The 22,689-nt window shown below is 66.3% G+C and carries 26 protein-coding genes; 10 read left to right on the top strand and 16 right to left on the bottom strand.

Annotated elements, in window-relative coordinates; genetic code table 11:
- Positions 1 to 903 carry an NAD-dependent epimerase/dehydratase family protein gene (locus VFW69_RS09900; protein WP_526500641.1) on the bottom strand — a complete coding sequence of 301 codons (903 nt, stop codon included), beginning with the start codon at positions 901 to 903 and terminating at the stop codon, positions 1 to 3.
- A 47-nt stretch (positions 904 to 950) separates the two neighbouring features.
- Complete coding sequence (locus VFW69_RS09895; protein WP_526500639.1) at positions 951 to 2,135, bottom strand: acyl-CoA dehydrogenase family protein; 1,185 nt, start codon at positions 2,133 to 2,135, stop codon at positions 951 to 953.
- A 76-nt stretch (positions 2,136 to 2,211) separates the two neighbouring features.
- Between VFW69_RS09895 and VFW69_RS09890 the strand changes: the two genes are divergently transcribed.
- A complete protein-coding gene (locus VFW69_RS09890) occupies positions 2,212 to 2,592 on the top strand; it encodes an NYN domain-containing protein (RefSeq protein ID WP_526500760.1) in 381 nt (126 codons plus the stop codon).
- On the top strand, positions 2,589 to 3,542 hold the full coding sequence (locus VFW69_RS09885; protein ID WP_526500637.1) for an NAD(P)H-dependent flavin oxidoreductase: 954 nt from the start codon (positions 2,589 to 2,591) through the stop codon (positions 3,540 to 3,542). Before VFW69_RS09890 ends, VFW69_RS09885 begins: the two co-directional genes overlap by 4 nt.
- On the opposite strand, the gene VFW69_RS09880 is transcribed toward VFW69_RS09885, so the two are convergent.
- Together VFW69_RS09880 and tpx are read right to left on the bottom strand one after the other, a co-directional pair.
- Positions 3,539 to 3,847 carry a DUF4333 domain-containing protein gene (locus tag VFW69_RS09880; RefSeq protein ID WP_526500635.1) on the bottom strand — a complete coding sequence of 103 codons (309 nt, stop codon included), beginning with the start codon at positions 3,845 to 3,847 and terminating at the stop codon, positions 3,539 to 3,541. The two genes, VFW69_RS09885 and VFW69_RS09880, sit on opposite strands and share 4 nt — an antisense overlap.
- Positions 3,848 to 3,996: 149 nt before the next feature.
- Positions 3,997 to 4,491 (bottom strand): thiol peroxidase, encoded by a 495-nt coding sequence (tpx, locus tag VFW69_RS09875; RefSeq protein WP_526500633.1) that lies wholly within the window; start codon positions 4,489 to 4,491, stop codon positions 3,997 to 3,999.
- Between the two features lie 110 nt (positions 4,492 to 4,601).
- Here tpx and VFW69_RS09870 point away from each other — a divergent pair, with 110 nt between their 5' ends.
- Both VFW69_RS09870 and VFW69_RS09865 read left to right on the top strand, forming a co-directional pair.
- Positions 4,602 to 5,552, top strand: a complete 951-nt coding sequence (locus VFW69_RS09870) for a GlxA family transcriptional regulator (protein WP_526500631.1) — start codon at positions 4,602 to 4,604, stop codon at positions 5,550 to 5,552.
- Positions 5,553 to 5,571: 19 nt separating this feature from the next.
- Positions 5,572 to 6,306, top strand: coding sequence for a DJ-1/PfpI family protein (locus VFW69_RS09865; RefSeq protein ID WP_526500629.1), 735 nt, complete (start codon positions 5,572 to 5,574; stop codon positions 6,304 to 6,306).
- A gap of 111 nt (positions 6,307 to 6,417) precedes the next feature.
- On the opposite strand, the gene VFW69_RS09860 is transcribed toward VFW69_RS09865, so the two are convergent.
- Positions 6,418 to 6,894 (bottom strand): nuclear transport factor 2 family protein, encoded by a 477-nt coding sequence (locus VFW69_RS09860; protein WP_526500627.1) that lies wholly within the window; start codon positions 6,892 to 6,894, stop codon positions 6,418 to 6,420.
- A gap of 58 nt (positions 6,895 to 6,952) precedes the next feature.
- On the opposite strand from VFW69_RS09860, the gene VFW69_RS09855 reads away from it, so the two are divergent.
- The gene (locus VFW69_RS09855) at positions 6,953 to 7,723 is read left to right on the top strand and encodes an SDR family oxidoreductase (protein WP_526500625.1); all 771 of its coding nucleotides are present in this window, start codon (positions 6,953 to 6,955) and stop codon (positions 7,721 to 7,723) included.
- Between the two features lie 17 nt (positions 7,724 to 7,740).
- Here the strand turns inward: VFW69_RS09855 and VFW69_RS09850 are convergent, their stop codons facing one another.
- The 4 genes from VFW69_RS09850 to VFW69_RS09835 form a co-directional block, all read right to left on the bottom strand.
- Entirely contained in the window at positions 7,741 to 8,412 is a 672-nt protein-coding gene (locus tag VFW69_RS09850) for a hypothetical protein (protein WP_526500623.1), read from the bottom strand.
- A gap of 34 nt (positions 8,413 to 8,446) precedes the next feature.
- The gene (locus VFW69_RS09845) at positions 8,447 to 9,679 is read right to left on the bottom strand and encodes a serine hydrolase domain-containing protein (protein WP_526500621.1); all 1,233 of its coding nucleotides are present in this window, start codon (positions 9,677 to 9,679) and stop codon (positions 8,447 to 8,449) included.
- Between the two features lie 69 nt (positions 9,680 to 9,748).
- Positions 9,749 to 11,590 (bottom strand): fatty acyl-AMP ligase, encoded by a 1,842-nt coding sequence (locus tag VFW69_RS09840; RefSeq protein WP_526500619.1) that lies wholly within the window; start codon positions 11,588 to 11,590, stop codon positions 9,749 to 9,751.
- 9 nt (positions 11,591 to 11,599) lie between these two features.
- Positions 11,600 to 11,800: a hypothetical protein gene (locus VFW69_RS09835; protein WP_526500617.1), complete on the bottom strand. Its 201-nt coding sequence runs from the start codon at positions 11,798 to 11,800 to the stop codon at positions 11,600 to 11,602.
- Here VFW69_RS09835 and VFW69_RS09830 point away from each other — a divergent pair.
- Positions 11,799 to 12,266 carry an SRPBCC family protein gene (locus VFW69_RS09830; protein ID WP_526500615.1) on the top strand — a complete coding sequence of 156 codons (468 nt, stop codon included), beginning with the start codon at positions 11,799 to 11,801 and terminating at the stop codon, positions 12,264 to 12,266. The genes VFW69_RS09835 and VFW69_RS09830 overlap by 2 nt on opposite strands.
- A gap of 1,097 nt (positions 12,267 to 13,363) precedes the next feature.
- Here VFW69_RS09830 and VFW69_RS09825 read toward each other — a convergent pair.
- The 6 genes from VFW69_RS09825 to VFW69_RS09800 form a co-directional block, all read right to left on the bottom strand.
- Positions 13,364 to 13,654 (bottom strand): GlsB/YeaQ/YmgE family stress response membrane protein, encoded by a 291-nt coding sequence (locus VFW69_RS09825; protein WP_067132006.1) that lies wholly within the window; start codon positions 13,652 to 13,654, stop codon positions 13,364 to 13,366.
- A gap of 333 nt (positions 13,655 to 13,987) precedes the next feature.
- Entirely contained in the window at positions 13,988 to 15,160 is a 1,173-nt protein-coding gene (locus tag VFW69_RS09820; protein ID WP_526500613.1) for an LLM class flavin-dependent oxidoreductase, read from the bottom strand.
- A 165-nt stretch (positions 15,161 to 15,325) separates the two neighbouring features.
- Positions 15,326 to 15,730, bottom strand: coding sequence for a hypothetical protein (locus tag VFW69_RS09815; protein ID WP_526500611.1), 405 nt, complete (start codon positions 15,728 to 15,730; stop codon positions 15,326 to 15,328).
- A gap of 152 nt (positions 15,731 to 15,882) precedes the next feature.
- Entirely contained in the window at positions 15,883 to 16,101 is a 219-nt protein-coding gene (locus tag VFW69_RS09810) for a hypothetical protein (RefSeq protein ID WP_526500609.1), read from the bottom strand.
- A gap of 262 nt (positions 16,102 to 16,363) precedes the next feature.
- Positions 16,364 to 18,652, bottom strand: coding sequence for an isocitrate lyase ICL2 (gene aceA, locus VFW69_RS09805; RefSeq protein WP_526500607.1), 2,289 nt, complete (start codon positions 18,650 to 18,652; stop codon positions 16,364 to 16,366).
- Between the two features lie 246 nt (positions 18,653 to 18,898).
- Complete coding sequence (locus VFW69_RS09800; protein ID WP_526500605.1) at positions 18,899 to 19,612, bottom strand: MBL fold metallo-hydrolase; 714 nt, start codon at positions 19,610 to 19,612, stop codon at positions 18,899 to 18,901.
- A 91-nt stretch (positions 19,613 to 19,703) separates the two neighbouring features.
- Between VFW69_RS09800 and VFW69_RS09795 the strand changes: the two genes are divergently transcribed.
- From VFW69_RS09795 to VFW69_RS09780, 4 genes are all read left to right on the top strand, one after another.
- A complete protein-coding gene (locus tag VFW69_RS09795) occupies positions 19,704 to 20,021 on the top strand; it encodes an ArsR/SmtB family transcription factor (protein WP_526500603.1) in 318 nt (105 codons plus the stop codon).
- Complete coding sequence (locus VFW69_RS09790; RefSeq protein WP_526500601.1) at positions 20,018 to 20,434, top strand: SRPBCC family protein; 417 nt, start codon at positions 20,018 to 20,020, stop codon at positions 20,432 to 20,434. Before VFW69_RS09795 ends, VFW69_RS09790 begins: the two co-directional genes overlap by 4 nt.
- Positions 20,435 to 20,476: 42 nt before the next feature.
- A complete protein-coding gene (locus VFW69_RS09785) occupies positions 20,477 to 20,923 on the top strand; it encodes an SRPBCC family protein (RefSeq protein ID WP_526500599.1) in 447 nt (148 codons plus the stop codon).
- 65 nt (positions 20,924 to 20,988) lie between these two features.
- Positions 20,989 to 21,597, top strand: coding sequence for a YbhB/YbcL family Raf kinase inhibitor-like protein (locus VFW69_RS09780; RefSeq protein ID WP_526500597.1), 609 nt, complete (start codon positions 20,989 to 20,991; stop codon positions 21,595 to 21,597).
- A 10-nt stretch (positions 21,598 to 21,607) separates the two neighbouring features.
- Here the strand turns inward: VFW69_RS09780 and VFW69_RS09775 are convergent.
- A partial coding sequence (locus tag VFW69_RS09775) for a phytoene desaturase family protein (protein ID WP_526500595.1) occupies positions 21,608 to 22,689 on the bottom strand: 1,082 nt, incomplete at its 5' end.

Below are 22,689 nucleotides of genomic sequence, written 5' to 3'. Positions count from 1 at the left end.
CTAGACGCCGACCAGCTCCGGGTGAAATTTGGCCGCCATGCGGCGAATTCCGTCGCGCCAGTCGACCGAGGTGCCCCCGATGAGTTCGTGCATCCGGTCGATCGTGGTGGGATTGCCGCGCAGCGCTTGTTCGCTCGCCTCGAAGATCGGCTCCCTGCCGATGAGTGAACCGAGGTAGTCGCACCACTCCTGCAGGCTGACCGTCTGGTCGCCGCACCAGTTGACCGTGGTCGCCGGGATCGACGCGACCTCGAGCAGCTTGGGAATGGTCGCGATGATGTCGTCCTCGTGAATCGGGTTGTAGCGGGCGGGTTCGCCGGGCGGGACGGGAATCGGGATGCGGCCCAGCATCATCTCCATGTGATAGAACGGCCATCCGCCGTTGTCGCCGTAGGGGACGTTGAGCCGGGCGATCGTGGTGGGCACGCCGACGACGCGCGCCACCGATCGGGCGACCACCTCCCCGGCGATTTTGGAGATGGAATAGGTGGGAAACAGTGGCTTGTGGTTGTCGCCGAGGGCGGACCGCTCGCTGCGGGGGTCGTCGTCCGGCGGGTCGTACACGGCGGCCGACGAGCAATGCAGGAAGGCCTTCGCGTTGCGGCAGTGGGCCATCAGCAGGCCGACAGACTCCGCGTTGGCCGCCAGGTCCTTGTCCCAACTTCCGCTCTTGGCCACCGCCAAGTTGAGAACATAGTCGAAATCCGTTGGCAGAGCGGTGAAGTCGCCGGCCGCGAGATTAACCTTCTCACAACGAATCCCGGCCTTCTCGAGGCCTTCTCGCGCGGTGGGGTCGGTGAAACGGGCGATTCCCCAGACCTCGTTGTCGGCGGCAAGCGCCCGGGCGATCGGGGTGGCAATTTGACCGGTCGGACCGGTGATCAGGATTTTTGAGCCGCGCATGCGCGCAATGGTAGCGAGGACCTGTCGCAGTACCTAGATTCGATGCCTTACAACCCAGGCTGGTCTTCGATGATGCCGAGCCAGATCTGCGCGACGTCGATGGCGACCTTCTCGCTGATGAAGGCGTGCTGGGTTCCGGTGTAGATGTCACGGAAGGCGCGCTCCAGCCGGCTGCCTTCGCGGATCGAGCTGGTCCCGGCGGCCAAATGCGCCCATTCGGCGCAGCTACGGGCCGTGTCGGTGGCGTACACGGCGGCCACCCGCATGTCGGCGCGCAGCGCCGGTGTCAGGTCCTCCCCCGACGCGACCGCCGCCTCGGCGGTGGTGAACGCGTCGAGGACCAAGAGGCGAGCCGCGCGCCAGGCCGCGCGGTGATGGGCCAGGCCCTTCTGGAAGGTGGGGCGGCTGGCCAGCGACGCCATGTCGCTCATCCGGAATTTCGTCGCGGCGAGCTCTTGGACATCGTCGAGCATGCTCTTGGCCACGCCCAGCGCCCACGACGCGTGCCCAGCGGCGGTCACGGGCATCAGTCCCATCCGGGTGGCCGGCGATGTCCCACGGTGGGGTTGACGCACGAACAGTTCGAACGTGCGGCTCTCGGGAACGAACACCTCCTGAGCGCTGTAATCATAGGAACCGGTTCCCTTCAGCCCTTGCACGAACCAGCCGTCGTTGAAACTGATCTCCGCCCGCGGAATCACGGCGACCCGCATCTCCGGGAAACCCTCACTGATCCAGCGCATCTCGCCGTCGTCCATCGGCAGAAAACCGGCCGCGACGTATTCCGCGTGACCGATGCCCGAACCGAAGTTCCACGCGCCGGTCACCAGGTAGCCGCCGTCGACGGCGGCGCCTTGTCCGTTGGGAAAGAACTGGCCACCCATGGTGACCCGGTTGTCGTGCGCGGTAAACACTTCGGCGAACCCTTCGTCGGGCAAGTACGCTGCCGCGGCGAAGGTCGATGGCAGATTTGCAATCCCCACCCAGCCGAATGACCCATCCTGCCAAGCCATTTCGATCCAGGTTTCAATCATCTCGGTGAACGACGGCTCGACACCGCCGGCCACGACCGGGTTGAACGCCGACATCAGCCCGCCGGCCCACATCGCATCGACGATCGCCGGGGTGAGGGTGCGCATCCGCTCGGATTCGGCGGCTTCGGCGCGCACCAGGTCCCGCATACCGCGGGCCAGCGCGACAACCCGGTCTGTCGTGTCGGCGATCGAGGTCATGAGGCTGACCGTATCAACCACCGATGGCTTTAAGAATGGAAATCACCCGTCGCGCCACGTCGTTTACGGTGTGGTTGTGCGGTGGATTGTCGACGGCATGAATGTGATCGGAAGTCGTCCGGACGGCTGGTGGAAAGACCGCAACGGTGCCATGGTCACCTTGGTGGAAAGGTTGGATCGATGGGCATCGGGTCAGGGAGAAACGGTGACTGTGGTTTTTGAACGACCGCCGTCGACGACCATCACATCATCGGTGGTCGAGGTCGCGCACGCACCCAGGGCGGCCGCGAATTCGGCCGACGACGAGATCGTCCGGCGTGTCGCGACCGACGCTGCGCCGCACGACATTCGCGTCGTGACATCCGACAGAACGTTGAGCGAGCGAGTGCGAAGTCTCGGTGCATCCGTCCACCGGTCGGAAAGTTTCCGCGACCTTATCGATCCGCGGCACCGATGACCACCAACGATTCGAGTGCCGCACCCAACCGGGTCTGCGCGCTTGCACACATCGACATCCCGATCATCCAGGCGCCGATGACGTACATCGCCGGCGCCCAGCTGGCCGCAGCGGTGTCGAATGCCGGTGCGCTGGGAATCATCGAGACCACCTCGGACCAGGGCCGAGCCGACCTGCGGCGGGTGCGCGAGCTGACCGGCGGCGCGGTCGGGGCGAACATCGCGTTGCTGTTCAACCGTGACCCGGCAATGCTGAAATTGCTTGTCGCCAATGACATTCGGTTCGTGACCACCTCGGCCGGAAGCCCGTCGGTGTTCACCGAACGCCTCCACGACGCGGGCATCACGGTGTTCCACGTGGTCGGCACCCTGGCCGCGGCCAAGAAGGCCGTCGATGCCGGCGTGGACGGGCTGGTGGTCGAGGGCGTCGAAGGAGGCGGATTCAAGAATCGGTTCGGCGCATCGACCATGGTGCTGCTGCCGTTGGTGGCGGCTCACGTCGACATCCCGATCGTGGCCGCCGGAGGGATCTGCGACGCGCGGTCCATGGCGGCCGCTTTTGTTCTCGGCGCCGAAGCGGTGCAGATGGGCACCCGGCTGCTCGCGTCGGCCGACTCGCCGGTGCACGGCAACCTCAAGCAAGCGGTCGTCGACGCCGACGAGACCGGCACGGTGATGCTCCCCCTGGACGGCACCCGAATGATGCGCGTCATCCGTACCCCCGCCGCCGAGCGGCTCGACACCGCGACGTCTGCCGAAGAGGGCGCCGCGGCGCTACAACGCGTGCAGCGGCTCTACTTCGATGGCGACCTCGACGCCAGCGTCGCCAACACCGGTCAGGTGGCCGGACGCATTCACGACGTGCCGCCGGCCGCCGACATCATCAAGGAGATGTGGAGAGGCTGCCGCGAGGTGCTGGCGGCCACGTCATCGCGAGTGGGCGAGCCCTAGCTCGGATGCGTGTTGACGGCGAAGTCCACCCGGTCGCCGTCGACCTTGGTGATCCGCATGTTGGCGGTGTACTGCTTGCCTTCGGGGCCGGTGAAATGACAGTCGAACTGTCCGCCGACCTTGGCTTCCACCCCGGACGGGCAGTGCACATCGGTGGGTCGAAAGCCGGTCTGCCTGGAGACGACGTCGACCACCGACTGCGCCGCACCGTCCGCCTTGACAGTCGTCTTGCTGCTACAGGCGGCCGGCGCGATGGTTACCAAGAGCATCAGGCCCACTGTCACGTAGTCGGTGGTACGCATCATCGCGCCGTTGCTCCTTTTGTCCGCCAGGCTTACAGGCCAACGAGACGGGGATCAAAAGGCTAACACGGCATGGCGTCGAAACCACAGTTCAAGGGCGGCAAAACTCGTGCGCCGCAAACACATACATCAAGCCGCCCGACGGGCAGAGTTCAGCCCGCCGCCGCCAGCGCCGCGTCGTAGTTGGGCTCCTGCGCGATCTCGGGCACCAGTTCGGTGTAGGCGACATTGCCGTCGGCGCCGACCACCACGATCGCCCGGGCGAGCAATCCGGCCATCGGGCCGTCAGTGATGGTGACCCCATAGTCCTCACCGAAGCTGTCGCGGAACGCCGAAGCGCTCTTGACGTTCTCGATGCCCTCGGCGCCACAGAATCGCGCCTGCGCGAACGGCAGGTCCTTCGAAACGTTCACCACGGTCGCCCCGCCGCCGGCGGCGCGCTCGTTGAAGGTCCGCACGCTCGCCGCGCACACCGGCGTGTCGATGGACGGAAAGATGTTGAGCACCACGGGCTTACCGCCGAATTGCTCGCTGCTGACCGCGGCCAGATCGCCGCCGGTGAGACTGAAGGCCGGGGCTTTGGATCCGACGGCAGGCAGCTCGCCGACAGTATTGATCGGGTTTCCACGCAACGTTATCTGTGCCATGGGCAACAGTCTGCCAAGGCCGCCGCGGCCGCCTCGGGGCAGGTCCCATGTCCTGATTAGTGGGATACATGGCGTAGACGACACACCCCGGCGTGTCCGACACTTGATCCATGCCTCGCAAGGTGGTGATCGTCGGTTTCCCCGGCGTGCAGGCGCTCGATGTGGTGGGCCCGTATGACGTGTTCACCGGCGCATCGTTGTTGATGGGCGGCGGCTACGACGTCGTGATGGCCTCGGTCGCCGGGTTGCCGGTGCAGACGGCCACCGGGCTGGCCTTCGTGGCAACCCCGTTACCGGACCCGGACGGCCCGATCGACACGGTCGTGCTGCCCGGCGGCGCCGGTGTCGAAGCCGCCCGTTCCGACGCCGAGCTGGTCGCCTGGATCAAGACCGTCGCCGCACATGCCCGGCGCATCGTGACGGTGTGCACCGGCGCGTTTCTGGCGGCCGAGGCCGGTCTGCTGGATGGGCAACGGGTGACCACTCATTGGGCCTTCGCCGAGCGGTTGGCCAATGAATTCCCCGCCATCGACGTCGATGCCGACCCGATCTTCGTGCGGAGCTCGGACAACGTGTGGACCGCCGCGGGCGTCACCGCGGGCATCGACCTCACGCTCGCGCTGATCGAGGACGACCACGGCACCGAGCTCGCGCAGACGGTCGCGCGTTGGCTCGTGCTGTATCTACGCCGACCGGGCGGGCAGACGCAGTTCGCGGCGCCGGTGTGGATGCCGCGGGCCAGAAGGGACTCGATCCGCGAGGTACAGGAGACGATCGAGGCCGAGCCGGGCGGCCCGCACAGTATCGATGATCTGGCTCGCCGGGCCGCGATGAGCCCGCGCCACTTCACCCGGGTGTTCACCGCCGAAATCGGTGAGGCGCCCGGCCAATACGTCGAACGCATCCGCACCGAAGCCGCGCGCCGGCAGCTACAGGAGACCGACGACACCGTCGTCGCGATCGCCGGCCGGTGTGGCTTCGGCACGGCGGAAACCATGCGACGCAATTTCCTTCGCCGCGTAGGTATTTCGCCCGACCAATACCGCAAGGCCTTCGCCTGACACCGAAAGGACGACACTAATGACCCAAATCGCCATCGTGGCGTATCCAGGATTCACCGCGCTGGACATGATCGGTCCCTATGAGGTGTTGCGTAACCTACCGGGCGCCGAGGTGCGGTTCGTCTGGCACGAAGCCGGGCCGATCACCGCCGACTCCGGCGTGCTGGTCATCGGCGCCACCCACTCGCTGGCCGAAACCCCCTCCCCCGACGTGATTCTCGTTCCCGGGGGTCCATCGACGCCGGTTCACGCCCGTGACGACGCGCTGCTCGACTGGTTGCGCCGGGCCCACCAGAGCGCGAGCTGGACGACGTCGGTGTGCTCGGGGTCGGTGATTCTGGCGGCCGCCGGCCTGCTCGACGGCCGGCGCGCGACGTCGCATTGGTTGACCGTTCCCGCGCTCAAGGCATTCGGCGCAGTTCCCGTGGCCGACGAACGGATCGTGCATCAGGACGACATCGTCACCTGTGCAGGGGTGTCCGCCGGGCTCGACCTCGCGCTGTGGCTGGCCGGACGGATCGGCGGCGAATCCCGCGCGAAGGCGATTCAACTCGCGCTCGAATACGACCCGCAGCCGCCGTTCGACTCGGGTCACACGTCAAAGGCGTCGGCGACCACGAAGGCCGCCGCGACGGCGCTGCTCTCCCGCGACAGCGTGAAACCGGCCAACGTGAAAGCCACGACCTTGCTCGCCTGGGAGCAGGCGCTGAGCAAGGTCCGATCGCGGCGGACGCGGGCGCGTGTCGCTGGGTGATCAGAACGGGCGCGAAGCCACCGCATGAATGGCTTCCGGCAGGAGTTATGTGCATCAGGAGAGCGCTAGCGTCGGTGATTGCGCTTCGCGCGCAAGCACTATCCCCAGGCACTAGGCTCCAGGTTGCAGAATCTCTGTCGTGGCCAGCTGGCCGCCGGCCTGCATCCACGCCGCAACGACACCGGGAGCGTCACGGTCGGGGTTGTAGATGTCTTCCTCGCTGGAGAACAGCCCGTCGCCCGCGTAGACCAGCCGGGTCCAGTTCGGGAACCAAAACGGTTCACCTTTCGGATCGGTCGGATGGTCCAGCAGGTTCTTGATCATGACGACGACGGCGTCGTTGTCGTCGTCATGAGCGACCCAGTCATTGGGAAAACGCATGTGCGGGAAGGGCGCCATCACCGCAACGATCCAGTCGCGGACCGCCTCGCGCCCGCGAAAGACACCGTAGTGATGCTCGGTGTAGACGACGTCCTCGGTGAACAGGTCCGCAAACGGCCGCCAGTCGCCCGAAGCGCTGCATCCTTCGACGACTTTGGTGTAGTTATCGACGGCGTTATCGATTTCTGCCCTGCTGAAGTTGCCCATAGCGGACACACTAGAACGTGTTTCGGTTTTGGGTCGCTCCGATGAATGGGGATCTCGGATGAACGTGATGGACTTGTTCGGCCTGCGCGGCAAGAGGGCGTTGGTCACCGGGGCGTCCAGCGGCATCGGCAGGAAAGTGGCCCAGGCGTACGCACAAGCCGGCGCCGACGTGGCCATCGCGGCCCGGAATGTCGAGGTACTGGAAAGCGTCGCCGGCGAGCTGGCGGCGGACGGCGGCGGCAAGGTGGTGCCGATCCAATGCGATGTGACCCGGCCCGAACAGGTGAACAGCATGGTGGACCGGGTGATCGCGGAGCTGGGTGGCATCGACATCGCGGTCTGCAACGCCGGCATCATCGGGGTCGTCCCGATGCTGGAGATGTCGCCCGAAGAATTCCAGCGCATCCAGGACACCAACGTGACCGGTGTATTCCTGACCGCGCAGGCCGCGGCGCGGGCGATGGTGGCCCAGGGGTGCGGCGGCGTCATCATCAACACCGCCTCGATGTCGGGCAGCATCATCAATGTCCCACAGCAGGTCAGCCACTACTGCGCCTCCAAGGCGGCCGTCATACACATGACCAAGGCGATGGCAGTCGAATTGGCGCCGCACAACATTCGGGTCAACAGCGTCAGCCCCGGCTACATCCTGACCGAGCTCGTCGAGCCGTTGACGGAGTATCACCGCCAATGGGAGCCGAAGATACCCCTCGGTCGCATCGGCCGCCCCGAAGAGCTCACCGGTCTCTACGTCTATCTGGCCAGCGAGGCTTCCAGCTATATGACCGGTTCGGACGTCGTGATCGACGGCGGATACACCTGCCCGTAGGTCACGCGCTGAGTCATCTATCGCTCCAGCTCGCCGGAGATCCCGCGCTCGAGGCTCGCCTGTGTCGCGGATGGCAGCACCAGCAGGCCGTCGAGCTCGTTGCGCGCCACATCGTATGCGTGCTGGCGTTCATGCGCCGCCGCCGCGGGGTCGGCCGCGACTCGTAACAGGCTCTGCGCCCGCGCAATTCGTTGCTGATCCGCCCGGGAGAAATCGTTGCGGCGTCTGCGGATCGCTTCGGCCTCGGCGGCGTTGAACGCCGTGACGTAGTCCTCGACGGCGGCCATGTAGTGCGCGGCGCCTTCGCGGTCGTCGAGCAGATCCTCGGCCTTGATGGGGCGCAGGAAGTCGGCCCGCAGCTTGGCTTTGTGGAACGCGATCGTGTTTGCGTCGCGCATGTCGGTCATCAGTGGGAAGTCCAGCAGCTTGGCGACGTCGAGTTCGTACTCGAGCCAGCGCGCATCCGTGCGGCCATGCTCGTCGAGGACGCGGCGGATCGAGCGCCACTGGGCCGCATGATTTACGCCGGCCCCGTCGGGGGCGGGCGGGTCGGGTAGTCGTGTCCGGTTGATGTCCTGCGGTTGGGCATCGCTGCGCCGTCGGCCGAGCGCGCGCACGGCGGCGACGATCGCGCCCGTCAGCGGCAGGATCACGATCAACAGCTCCGCCAACCGGAATAGCAAACCCACATGGCCAGGATGCCACCAGGAACGGCGGGCGCGGTCAACTCTGCGGGCGCACCTTGAGCACATCGCGAAACAATGCCTGCCGCAACGCCAGTTCGCGCGGATCGCTCCAGAGGTGAAATCCGAGCCGGTTCATGACGTAGGTGAACCCGATGCCGGTGTCCGGGTCGGCGCATCCGAACGATCCCCCGAAACCCGGGGTGCCAAAAGCTTTGTCCGACGACCCGAACACGAACTGCGGGACGGGCTTACAGAATCCGAGTGAATATGCCACGTCAATGTGCATCACCTTGTCGCGCACGCCGTGGCTCGGTGGCGTCGCCGGTGCGGTCAGGGCGTCGAGGGTGGAGGGGCTCAGTGGAACCTCGACGCCGCCGCAGGCCGCGCTGCCGTACATGCGCGCGACCGACCTGGCGGTGCCGATGCCGTTGGCCGACGGGATCTCGACCGCCCGGACGTCGTCGCGGTTGTAGTCTCCGTTGAACGGGTTGACGCCACGCGGCAGCGCGATGGTGCGTGCCGTCAGGCCGACCGGGTTGAGCGACGCGCCCACGAATCCAGGCGGCATGACGCCCAGATGAAGCATCGTTTCCGCGCGCGCCCAATTGTGAATACGGGCGACCCGGGTGCGGTCGACCGACTCCGGCAGGCCGATGTGCAGGTCGAGTCCTGCCGGCGCGACGATCTCGTCGGCCATGAACCGGCCCAGCGTGCGCCCGGCTGGATCGGTCCGGCGGATCAGCTCGGACTCGTACCAGCCGAGCGTGATCGCGTGATATCCGTGGCGGGTGCCCGGTCGCCAGGCCGGCACCTGGGCCGCCAGGATCGGCGACAGCCGCTGCGGATCGGCCACGTCGGCCAGCGTTGGCTTCGGTTTGAGCGCGCAGACTCCGGCCTGATGCGCCAGTAGTTGGCGGACGGTGACCTCGCCCTTGCCCGCTTGCGCGAATTCCGGCCAGTACTCGGCGACCTTGGCGTCGTAGGAGATGAGCCCGCGCGATACCGCCGCCGCCACGACCAGGGCGGCGACGCCCTTGGTCGTGGAGAACATATTCACCATCGTGTCGGCCTGCCACGGATCCTTGGTCAGCCCGTTGCGGTAGCCGCCCCACAGGTCGACTACCTTGACGCCGTCGCGATAGACGGCGACGGCCGCACCGACTTCGGCGCCGTCGCGAAAGGTCGCACGAAAAGCGTCGGCCACCTTGCCGTAGCCGGCCTCCACGTCGCCGCCGATCAAATCCGGCGAAACCCTTAACTTGAGAACCATCTCGCGCCTCCGAGTGGAGACTAGCCAGCCTGGCACGCGCGCTGGGTCTTTTGGGTATCGGCCCGCCGGTTAGCGGGCGCCCAGGGTGCCGCCGAGGTAGTCCGCCCGGCAAGCCGTGCGGGCCAGCTTGCCACTGGTGGTCCGTGGGATAGCGCCGGCCGGCAGGAGGAGCACGTCCAAGACGTTCAGACCGTGCCGCTGCGCGACCGCTGCGCGGATTGACTCGATGGCCGGCTGTGGATCCTGACGGCTGGTGCCCGCGGCGCGTTCGGCGACGACGACGAGCCGGGCGGCATCCGGAGCGTCGCCGTCCGGCACGGCAAACGCCGTCACGTATCCGCGCCGCACGATTTCGGACGCTTCAGCGACGGTGGACTCGATGTGTTGCGGGTAGTAAGTGCGGCTGTCGATCGTCACCACGTCCGCGATCCGGCCGGTCACGTACAGTTGGCCGTCGAGATACACGCCCAAGTCGCCGGTGCGCAGCCAAGCGCGGTCCAGATCGGCGCCCTCTGCGTGGCTGGCGTCGGCGAGCGGTGATCGCAGCTCGGCGCCGAACGCCCGCCGCGTTTCGTCCGGCAGCCTCCAGTAGCCGCGTCCGACGTTGTTGCCCTGCAACCAGATTTCGCCCACCTCGCCGTCCGGCAACTCGGATCCGCTGGCGGGGTCGACAATGACGGCCCATTCGCTGCGCGCGACCTGGCCACACGACACCTGTGCGACGGCGTTAGGAGAATCCGCGTCGACGCGCACCGCGTGTCCAGCGCCCAGCCGTTCCCGGTCGAAGTACGCCGCCGTCGCCTCGGCACTAGGGCCGATGGTCGCGACGAACAAGGTTCCCTCGGCGATCCCGTAGGACGGTTTGAACGCGGTCCGGGGCAACCCGTACGGTGCAAACGCCTTGTTGAAGGTCCTGATCGCGTCGATGCTGACGGGTTCGGAGCCGATGATCATCACCACGTTGCGCAGATCGATGTCTTCACCGCGGCTGGGCAGGCCGCGCTGCGCGGCCCACTCGTAAGCGAAGTTCGGCGCGGCGGTGACGACGTTGCCCTGCCGGGACCCATCGGACAGGGCCTGGATCCATCGCTGGGGCCGGCGGACGAACGCGGTCGGCGACATCAGCGTGGAGTGGCCGCCGTAGACGGCCGGGAAGCCGATCATCGACAAACCCATGTCGTGGTACAGCGGTAACCAGCTGACGCCGTGGGTGTTTCGGTCCAGCAGGTCGATCGACAGAATCATCTGCACCAGGTTGGTGCCCACCGCGCGGTGGGTGATTTCGACACCGACCGGCGGCCGGGTCGAGCCCGACGTGTACTGCAGGTGCGAGATGTCGTCCATGCCGATCTCGGTGGGCACGAACGACTCCCCCGCCGAGTCGGGAATCAGATCGATCGCGATCACTTGCGGCCGGCGCAGGTGTGGGTGGTCGTCCAGAAACTTCTCCACCGCCTCTCGTGCGGCCGTCGTCGTGAGTACGACGGTGGGCTCGGAATCGCGCAACGCGGTATCAAGCCGTTCGGCGTGCCCGGGCAGTTCCGGTGCGAATAACGGGACTGCGATGGTCCCAGCCTTGACCGCCGCGTAGAAGCCGGCGACGTAGTTGATGCCCTGCGGCGCGAGGACCGCAACGCGCTCACCGCGACTGGCGGCTCGCTGGATGCGCGCGCCAATGGCTTCCAGCCGGACACCGAACCGGCTCCACGTCACCTCGTCTGCATCCCCGTCGGCCGAACGGCTGTAATCGAGATAGCGATACGCCACGGTGTCACCGACGTTCGCGATGTTGCGGTCGATGAGAGATATCAGATTGACCCCGGGCGGCAGCACGACACCGCCCGCCGCGTCCAGGCAGTCCTCGATCCGAAGTAGGCCACCTGTGCCGTGCGGCCGGGAAGCGCGATCCATAACTGCAGTCTAGGCAAGCCGATGCGACAGTCCTCGTGCGGTGAATCGGCAAACATCAAGAGCGGCGGGCGCATTCGCCGATTCCGGCAGACGGTTGACCACCGGCAGGACGGCGACGATCAACCCGATCCGGCCGACGCCCAGCGCGGGCGGTAGCCTACCGGCGAGCGGCGTCCAGGCCGTGCGTTCGCTACCACCAGGAGTTGTCATGCCGGGCAGGAACTATTCGTTCGAAGTCACCCGCACCAGCAGTGCGCCCGCCGCGACGCTGTTTCGGCTGGTGGCCGACGGAGCCAATTGGTCGCGGTGGGCCAAGCCGATCGTCGTGCACTCGAGTTGGGCCCGCCAGGGCGATCCCGCGCCGGGCGGCATCGGGGCCATCCGCAAGGTGGGCATGTGGCCCGTCTACGTGCAGGAGGAAACGGTCGAGTACGAGCAGGACCGTCGCCACGCGTACAAGTTGGTGGGTCCCCCCAGCCCGGCCAAGGATTACTCCGGCGAGGTGGTCCTCACGCCGAATGCGGCGGGCGGAACTGACATCCGCTGGACGGGCTCGTTCACCGAAGGCGTTCGCGGGACGGGCCCGCTGATGCGCGCCGCCATGGGTGGAGCGGTCCGGTTTTTCGCGGGCCGGCTCGTGAAGGCCGCCGAGCGCGAATCCAACGGCGGGCGGTAGCTTTCCCGCACGGCGCATGACGGCTGCGCACAGTGGCCGCCGCGCTTCGATCCACGACTTACGGGTTGTTGAACTGGTTCGCGTAGGTTTGTTGCCGCTGCATGTCCTGGTTGAACTGCTGCTCGGCCTCGTCGTTTTGTTCTTGGGGCTTGATCGTCATCGTCATCGGCCGCGAAGCCGCCGCCGGTGAGACCCGGCGGCGCCTGGGGGGCAGATTCTATGTCCGAAAGGCGCACGGCTCCGGATCCCAGGTGCAGAAATCGCGGCGGCATCCGCCGGCGATCGTCGGGTGCGGGGCGCGCGTGGTCATCCTCCAGGTATGCGCCGCGTCCTTAGCTACCCCTGAGACGCGGCTGTCGCCTTGATATGAAGCCGGACGACGGCCGCGTCGCCGCCTGTCGTCGGCGGCCAGTCCGGAGCTGCTGCAGTTACTCCGTCCGGAAATTGTGAAACTCCGGCGGCGACTTGTGATCCCAAGCCCATCACGTCTATCGACGGCAGCGATGCCAATTCATGCTGGTACCTGAAGTAAGAATTCCCAACCGGAGCTCATCGGGGGCGTCGGCGGCCGTTCGGCCCGAGAAGCATCCGCAATGTCCGTGGATGGCAACGGATGGCACCGCTGCCGCTCTTGAGCTCGAGCCGCGCGGCGCAGAGCCGCCAAGCGGATAGCCGCGACCGATTGCAGATCCTTATCGATGTCGCGCATCGCGTGTTGTCTTAACATGAGGCCGGTCCCTCCAGAGCGATGGTCGCCCCGCTGCAACGCGTTTACCCAGCTGGGGTGGTCTTTAAGCGCTTTGAGCACCCGGATCTTTATTCAGAACGCGGACTGAACCACAGGGGCGGCCGACAAGGGCATCGAATCGGTCTACACCGATGCGCACGGTGCCGCGGTGGTAGGAAGACCGGACAGCTCGGGGTAAATTCTCGCCGGGTGAACGCCGCGTCAAGCGGCGTTCACCGTCTCAGCACTGATCGGCGTCGGGAGTCCAGCACGGCGTTGCATCGGGCTCGGTATACGGCGGGCAACCTCCGCTGCTTGCCCGCCTCCGACTAGCGATGCTCAGGCACCGATTGTCTTGGCCGTGAGCCAGTTACCGGCGAAGCAACCCGGCACGGCGGGTACGGCGACCCCGCACGGTTTCCCAGATCGCGATGAGGACGATGGCCGCACCGATTCCAATGAGAAATGGGACCCAGGCGATTCCGCCATTTGCATTGTGGTACCCGAACTGACTAGCTGCCCATGAGCCGATCAAGCCACCAAGGGCGCCGAGCGCAATGGTCATAATCATGCCGATGTCCTGTTTGCCTGGCATGAGGAGACGCGCAATCAAGCCGATGAGCGCACCCACAACGATGGCGAGGATTATTGACCCGATCATTGCTGCAACTCCTGTCGTAGCGGCGCCCCGAGTGGGCTCCATCTTCGACTAGGGGTTCCCTGAATCGGCGAGTTGTAACACACGTCCAACGCGTCACCGCTGTCTCGATGAGCCGTTGGCAGGCGGCATCAAATCGGTACAGCCCCAATGCGCCCGGTGCACGGTGGTGGGCATAATCGGGCCACCCCCCGAGGAGAGGCAGCGACGGCCCGATCAACTACTCAGACGCCGACTCGGGCGGTTGGGTCCGTCGAATCGGCGTCAGCCGACTGCTTGCGGGAGGCGATTCGCCGCGCCCGTCGGCGCTCGCAGGCTGCGCTTGTTGAACACGGATCAGACTCCGCCAGCAGGACGTTTCTCGCTTTCATACTTCTCGGTCATGTGCGCCACGGCGTCCAACTGTGACTGCGCCAAAGTCTCCCGAGCCTGACCGGCACGCGCGGCGGCGTCCAGCGTGGGCTGCGCCTGCCCCTGGAAATGTGGCATGACTTCGGCGGCGAACAATTCGGCGGACCGCCGGGTGGCGGCCGGGTTGGCCCACTCGTGGCCCATCTGCAGCATGCAGCCGAAACCGCCGGACTGGTCCCACAACCGCTGCACCTGTTCGCGCGCCCGCTCGGGCGTGCCGATGACGCCCGCCCCGTTCTCGTTGATGACGTCGATCATTTCGTCGAGCTGCTCCCCCGGCATCGTCATCTGCGGGAACGCCGCAACCTTCTGGAAGTACCGGAACCAGGGCTCGATGCCGAACTTGACCTCTTCACGGGCCTGCTTCTCGGTCTCGGCGAGGTGGAACAAACCGACCAGGCTCCAGTTCTTGCGGTCGACCTGCGTGCCGAAGGTCGCGGCGCGCTCCTCGACGATCCCCCAGTGGTAGGCCAGCGCATCGAAACCCTCGACGATCAGGGTCGCCCCGATGGACAGCAGGCCGATGCCGTGCTTGCCGGCCAGCCGCGCGCCCGTCGGTGACGCGACGGCGGCGACGGACAGCGGGATGCCGCCGTCGGTGTAGGGGGCAAGCTGCAGCTTGGCATCGAAGAGCTGGTGCGTCGCGGTTTTGGCGCTGACCGTCTCGCCCGCCAGCAACCGCACGACGATGTCGAGGTTGATTTCCAGCAGCTCTCGGGTGTCGGTCGGGGTGAGTCCGATCATGGACGAGTCGCTGGGCAGCGAGCCTGGTCCCACACCGCCGATGATCCGGCCGTGCGTCAGGTGATCCAGCAGCATCAGCCGGTCGGCGACCCAGAGCGGGTTGTGGTATGACAGCGAGATGACCCCGGTGCCGAACCGGATACGCTTCGCCCGTTCGGCGGCGGCAGCTATGAAAATCTCTGGGGAACTGATGATTTCGCTGCCGGCCGAGTGGTGTTCGCCCAACCAGACTTCGTCGAATCCGAGGGCGTCGAGGTGCTCGACGAAGTGCAGATCCCGTTGCAAGGCCAGCGTCGGGTTGGTGCCCGAGCGGTGGAACGGGGCGATGAAGTATCCGAATCTGAGCTTCGACATTGAAGTCCCCTTGCATCCGAGTTGCGGAGAACCATAACTCGGATAACAGGTTCGACCCTAGGCCCCAGACGAGGGTTCAGCCGGTGGGGCCAGGTAATCCGGGCCCCACCGGCTAGGGAACAAGTCTTCGTATCTGCGTAGCGTTGGGAAAACGCGATTGGGCGATCAGTAACCGCCACAGACGTTGCCGACGCACCCGCCGCCGCCGCCCGGTCCACCGCCGCCGCCGCCGACGCCGGGAATGGTGCCGCCGCCCCCGCCGGGGCCGCCGCCGCCGGTGGGGCCGCCGGGAACCCCGCCCCCGCCACCACCGGGGCCACCGCCGCCGGTGGGGCCGCCGGGAACCCCGCCGCCGCCGCCGTTGGGTCCGCCACCGCCGTTCGGACCGCCGGGTTCACCGCCCCCGCCTCCGGGCGCAGTGGAGGGCGCGACGCTGGACGACGGGGTGGTCGTCGGAGTGGTAGTGGTGCTGCTTGGGCCACCTTTATTGCCGCCGCCGCAAGCGACCGACAGCACAAGCATCGCCGCACCGCCGAACAGTGCGACCGTCGTCCTCGGTCCAGATCTCATCAGATCCCCCAATCTCCACATGCGCCACTTCGCGCCGCCCACTTTTTCTTACCCCGCGGCGCGATTGTGCAAACAGATTTCGGCGCCGAGATGCGCCAGACAAAGATGGCCCATCGCGCGGGTGCGATGGGCCATTGCGAACGGTGGTTGGCCTAACAATTCGCTCCCGGAATGCAGCCGGTGAGCGTGGCAAGGTGCACGCCGGGCGCGGGTGTGCCGGCCTGCGCCGTCGCGACGCCGAGTGACGGATGCGTCGCCGGCGTCGATGCGCCGCCCATTGGGCTAACGCCGGTGCCACCGAATTCAACGGTCAAAACCACCGCTACCGCCCCACCGAACACGGCCATCGCTTTCCTGATTGCGGTCCTCATCAGGCGCTCCTCTCGTTTCGGGGCATTTGTTAAATCTAAGCGCACGTTTGTTACAAGCTAAATCCTACACTTGTGCAACTGTGCGCCCGGCAAATTTTCGGCATCACGTACGGTGGCGAATCGAAGCAGGGTCGAATACCGGCGTGAGGGCGTGGCCGTACCGGGAGCATGGCGACGTGCCGACGCATGGCGGCACCGGATCGAGAGGGCCGATCAGCGGCCGCCGCATAGCTCGGCGGGACGACCGCGGCCGAGCCGCTGGCTAATCTTCTTTGGTGATCAGCTTGCGCAGCGCGACACGGTCGGGCTGCAGCAGTTCGGCGATGCGGGGCCGGTTCACCTCCGCGACGATGATCTCGCCGACCTCTTGATAAACCTCGCTGAAGATGCCGTGCGATTTCATCTTCGCGGTCTGATATTGGTTGTCCTCGGTCGGCGTCACATAAATCACCGCGTCGGCTTTGAAGCGGTTCACCAGCCAGAGGTGGATCAGCGTCATCAGCCGCTTCTGCCGTAGCTTCTCGGCGAAGGTGTTCTGGTCGCGCACCTGAAGGATGCTGCGGCCGTGCCGGTCCTTGATCGGGTCGACGACGACGTTCGCCAGTTGCTCGTCGTCGTTTCCGTAGATGCCGAGTTCGAGCACGTCCGAGCCGGCCCGGCGGGGTCGCAGTTGCACGCGCAGTTTCTCGTCGAGGTTGTAGTTCTCGCTCCACATCGCCAGCCACTCCTCGAGCAGCTTCTTCGGCACCTCGGTCTGCACCAGGTGCTGGTGCTGGGTCGAGCCCTCGCCCATCGCCTTGGTGGTCGCGGTGCGACCGGAGGAGGCGGTCAGCGCAGCATCGCTGCGCGGTCCGCCGACCAGGGTTTGTGGTGTGCGATAAGGCGATTCGACCAGGCGCATCTTGCGCTGCAGGCGGGCCAGCGCCAGCATGCCGTCCTGTTGCAGCGAGGTGGCGAACTCCTCGGCCGCGACGCCGTCGATCTGGTGTCCGCCATAGGTGATGAAGTTGAAGACGAAGCCCATCTTGCCCAGTTCCTCGGGGAACTGTTTCATCTGCTCGTCGGTCATGCCGGTGGTGTCCCAGTTGAACGACGGCGACAGGTTGTAGGCCAGCATCTGCTCGGGGAACTCGGCGTGGATGGCGTCGGCGAACTGCTTGGCGTCGGCCAGGTCGGCGGTCTTGGTCTCCATCCAGAGGATGTCGGCGAACGGCGCGGCCGCCAGTGATTTGGCGATCGCGTACGGGATGCCGCCGCGGATTTGGTAGTAGCCCTCCGGGGTCTTCGACAGTTCGCAGTCCCAACCCGGGTCGACGCCCAATTCCTTCGCCTTGGCCTTGGCGGAGTACAGGGACGCACGGGCCGCGAAGGCGCGCCACTCCTCGCCGTTCATGTCGGCCGGCTCGCCCTCGCTTGCGTCGAATTCGAGCACCTCGGCCACGGCCTCGCCGTAGGTCATCAACCCGGCGTCGGCCTCCCAGGCCGCGACGAACCGCGACTCGACCTGGTCGAACAGGTCGCCGATCGACTGTTGTCCGTTCTCGCGCCAGGTATTGACCGCGTCGGAGATCACGCCCTGGATGCCCTGCCGCTCAAGCCAGGCGCCGGCCTCGGCGTACTCCCCTTCGGGCAGCGCATAGAGAAGGTGACCGTTGAGGTCTTTGGCACCCAGCTCGTAGAAGCGGCGCACCATCGCCAGGAAACACGACTTGTACGAGGGGATGTTGAGGTTGGTGGCGCCGAGCAGGAACGGCTGGTCGCGCTCATCCGCCCGGCTGTCGAGCAGGTTGGCCGCCTCGGCGTCGGTGCGGGCGACGATGATGCCCGGCACCTTCATGATGTCGAGCTGGAAACGCGCGGCGTTGAGCCGTTTGATCTGCTCGTCCGACGGGACGAGCACCTTGCCGCCCTGGTGGCCACACTTCTTGGTGCCTGGGCGCTGGTCCTCGATGTGGTACCCCGGCACGCCGACCTCGACGAAGCGGCGGATCAGGTTGCGCACGTGCGGGTCGCCACCGTGGCCGGTGTCTGCGTCGGCGATGATGAACGGCCGGTAGTCGTACGCCGTAGCGGTCGCCCGCTGTTGCTCGCTCATGTTCAAGCGCTGGTACTGCTGGTTGCGGTCGGCGGTCAACAGCGCGCGCACCAGCACCGCGGCGTCGTCGGGCACCTGACTCAGCGGGTAGCTGGCGAGGTCGGGTCCGGGGTCCTCGGTGGTGGAGCCCTTGGCCGACGTCGCCCAACCTCCCAGGTAGATCCCCTCGATACCCATGCGCTTCATCGCGACGGCCTGGCCGGGCGAGTACGGGCCGAACGTGGTGATGCTCTTCTTCTCGGCGAAAAGCTCGCGCAGCCGCTCGTAGAACGCGGCCGCCGCGTTGCGCGCGACTGCGTAGTCGGTGGGGATGGTGCCGCGCTGTTCTGCTACCTGGCGGGCCGTGAAGAGGCGCGTGATGCGGGAAAAGCGCGGGTCGTCGAAGTATTGCTGCGTGGCAGCGACCTCGTCGTCAAACGATGGCCGGACTTGCGTGTCCTTGTCAATGATCGCCATGTCTTACGCTCCTCTTCGCACACGATTCCACTGAACGTGAGTCTATCCCTGGGAACGGCAGTTCAATCAGGGGTCGAAGGAGTCGAGCCAAAACTGTTGGCGCACCCGGTACTTGCGAGTGCTTTTCGGCGGCGGGTCGATGATCGGTGCGGAGCGTTCGTTGCTCACGATGCTCGTCTGCCGGGGGGCGGCGCCGTCATGCGGCGTCAACGCCTTGGGGGACAATACTTTTCGATACGGTATCGATCACGGGGCGGCTGCACGGCGGGCCAGCCAGTCCCGCTGGCGACGGACGAACCCCGCATCGACGACGTTGCCATGGCCGGGGACGTAGATCGCGTCGGGGCCGCCGACCGCTAACAGCCGGTCCAGGGTCGCGGGCCAGGCCGCGACATCGGAGTCGCCGTCGATCGCGGGATCGGCGGACTCCTCCACCAAGTCACCGGTGAACACCACGACCCGCTCGCCCTCGTCCGCCCCGGCGGCGACCACCACCAGGTCGGACGCGGTATGGCCACGGCCTGGGTAGGCGATGGTCACCGCCCGGTCCCCGAGGTCGACGACGGCGTCGTAAGCGCCGCTGTGCGGGGGCCGCAGGGCGGCGATCGCCGCGTCCACCTCGGTAGGGTCGGCGCCATGACGTAACGCGTCTTCGCGTAGTTGATCGGTAGCCGAGCACAGGTGTTCGGCCACCTCGGGCGCGCAGTGCACGTGCGCCCCGACGAACAGTGACGAACCCAGCACGTGGTCGAAGTGCTTGTGCGTCAAGACGATATGGCTCACCGGGTGCCCGGCGAGCAGCCTGACGTCGGCGTCGATCGCGGCGGCCTCGATGAGCGTGGTCCCGGAGTCGACGAGCAGCGCGCCGGTGCGGCCCCGCACCAGCCCGATGGTTACGTCGCAGAACGGGAGCCGGCAGCGATGCACGCTGCCGGTCAGCCGTTCCCAGGCGAGATGCACACCAGCAAGGTAGCCGCCCCGGCTTCGGCCCAGTACGCATTCGGTCGGACATTATGTCGGAAATAGTTGACATGTCGGGAATATCCGACATATGCTGCTGGATGTGGCTAACGTCGATCGTGTCTTTCTCGCCTTGGCCCACCCCGTGCGGCGCGAACTGCTGCAGATCCTGTTCGACCAACCGCATTCTGCAGGGGAACTCAGCGAACGGTTCGAGCTCAGCCGGCCGGCGGTCGCCGAGCACCTCAAGGTGCTGCGCGAGGCGGGTCTGGTTGCCGACCAGCCGCGCGGACGTCATCGCATCTACCGCTTGACCGCGGAACCGTTGGCGGAGCTCGGCGACTGGCTGCATCCCTTCGAGAAGTTCTGGCGTGCCCGACTGGCCAAGCTCGCCGAGGAGCTGAAATGACCGAAACGTCACGGTTCGCGACGATCCGGGTGGACCAATTCGTGGCGGCGCCACCGGCTACGGTGTGGCGATTCCTGACCGAACCCGTGCTGCTGAAGCTGTGGTGGGCCGAGGGCCAGGTGGCCGCGGTGGTGGGCCATCAGTTCACTCTCGCCATGCCGGGCTATGGCAAGCAGCCGTGCACAGTGCTCGAGGTCGACCCGCCGCACCTGTTCGCCTACACGTTCACCGCCGCCTGGACACTGACCTGGCGGCTGGAAGCCGAAGGGAATGGCACGCGAGTGTTCTTGGAACACAGCGGCTTTGACCTCGACGACAACCGCATGGCGCAGGCGTTCGAGCGCATGGGGCCGGGATGGCGCGACGTCGTCCTCCCCCGGCTCGCTGTGCTTGGTGCTCGACCGACTCCCTGACGCGCCGGTTTCGCGCCGCACCGCACCGGCTATCTCCCTGACATGGCTATCACCGATTCCCGCGAAGTCGTCATCGAGGCGACGCCCGACGAAATCTTGGATGTGTTGTTCGACATCGAGTCGTTGACCGAGTGGTCGTCGGCGCACAAGGAGGTCGAAGTGCTCGAGCGCGACGACCAGAACCACCCGACCAGATCCAGACAGGTCGTCAAACTCGTCGGCGTCAGCGACGAACAGGAGCTGGCATACACCGTCCACGACGACGGCGTGGGCTGGACCCTGGTCAGCGCCAAACAGCAACGCGCGCAGGAGGGTCGGTACACGCTGACGCCCGAAGGCGACTCCACTCGGGTCCGCTTCGAACTCACCGTCGACCTGGTGGCCCCCGTGCCCGGATTCCTGGTCAAGAAGGGGGCCAAGAGCCTGATGGACACGGCCACTGAGGGACTGCGCAAACGGGTGCTCGAAGTGGAGAAGCGGGGCAAGTAAGTTCAACGTGCCCGGGTGAAAATCGGGTCCTTCCCGACCGCGGGCGGGCGAGTCAAACTGTTGTTATGGAATCGACGCCGGCGGGCAAGCTTCACCGAATCGCGGCGATCATCGGAGCGCTGGCGATCGCGCCTGGCCTGGCCGGCTGCGGCGGCCAAGGTGATAGCCACCCGACGACCCCATCGACGCCGAAGATCACCACGCTTGGCCGCACGGCGCCGAAAGCGCCCGCGGACGGACCGTTGACGATCAGCAGCCTGGCTTTCGCCGACGGTGAGCCGATTCCGGTGCAGTACACCTGCAAAGGCGCCAACATCGCACCGCCGTTGGCGTGGTCGGCGCCCTTGGGTGGCGCCCTGGTTGTCGACGACCCCGATGCCGTCAACGGCCTCTACATCCACTGGGTCGTCATCGGAATCTCCCCCGGTTCCGGCAGCACCGCCGATGGTCAGACTCCGGCCGGGGCGACCGCACTGCCCAACACGGCCGGCCAACCCGCGTACAAGGGTCCCTGTCCCCCGGCGGGAACCGGCATACACCATTACCGGTTCACCCTCTACCAGCTGCCCAACGACTATCAGCTGCCCTCCGGTCTGGCCGGTGTTCAGGCGGCGCAGACGATCGGCGGGGCCGCGACCGCACAAGCGCAGCTCACCGGGATGTTCGGCGGCTGATGCGCCCGGCTCACGACGCGTCGTCGAGCACCTGATAGGCGGCGTTGTAGCCGGGAGTGAAAGTGATGCCCGGTCCGCCATGGCATCCGGCGCCGGCGAGATACAGGCCGCCGATCCCGATGGGCATATCGAGGAAGCCTTTTGGGCCGGGCCGGTTGGGACCCATCAGGTCGGGGTGCAGCAGCCCGTGGCAGAAGTCGCCCGAGGGCGCTCCGAACATGGTGTTCATGTGGTAGGGCGCGAATGTGATGTGGCGTATGACGATGTCCCTGAAGTTCGGCGCCAGTCGAGTGACCTTGTCGATAACCCGTTGCGCCATCTCGTTTTTGAGATGCCCGTGCTGGTCGCGGCTGACCTCGACCGGGAAGGCGTAGGCGAACGCGCTCGCTGCGTGCTTGCCGGGCGGCGCCATGGCGGGGTCGTGCACCGATGGGATCTGCATTCCCATCGACGGGTTGTCCGGAACGATGCCCCGCCGGCAGTTCTCCCAGTGCAGCTGTTGGGATTCGGGTGACCCGAAGATTCCGACCGACTGCTGCATGCCCTCCTCGTTGAGGAACTCGTACGGCGGGGCGAACTCGGGCAGCCCATCGAGGGCGAAGTGGATCTGGACGAACGACGCCCGGTGGTCGCGGCCGGAGACGCGCGAGACCACCTGTGCCGGAATGTGTTCGGGAGCGATCAGTTCGGTGAGCGTGATGTCGGGCGACAGGTTGGACACCACGATCGGCGCCGAGATCGCCGACCCGTCCCGCAGCCGCACGCCGGTCACTTTGCCTTGGTCGACGAGGATCTCCTCGGCCCTGGTGCGGAACCGGATCTGGCCGCCGTGGGCAATGAAGAGCTCACGCAGGTGTTCGGTGAGCGCGCCGATGCCACCCTTCAGCTTGGTCATCATCGCGGTGCTGTCGTCGGGCACCGCCAGGGCAAAAGCCAAACAGGTTGCGCTGCCCGGTGTGTACGGGCCGCGGTAGGTCGAGTTGACGGCCAGAAATGCCAGCATCCCGCGCATGACTGCGTGCTTGTGTTTGTCGGGCAGGTAGCGGTCGATCACGTCCATGGCCGAGCCGAACAGCATTTCGTGAATCGCCC

The organism is Mycobacterium sp., from assembly GCF_036273375.1.
GTDB lineage: Bacteria > Actinomycetota > Actinomycetes > Mycobacteriales > Mycobacteriaceae > Mycobacterium.
Note: the sequence above shows the minus strand (reverse complement) of the source record. Positions and strands in the feature narration are given on the sequence as shown.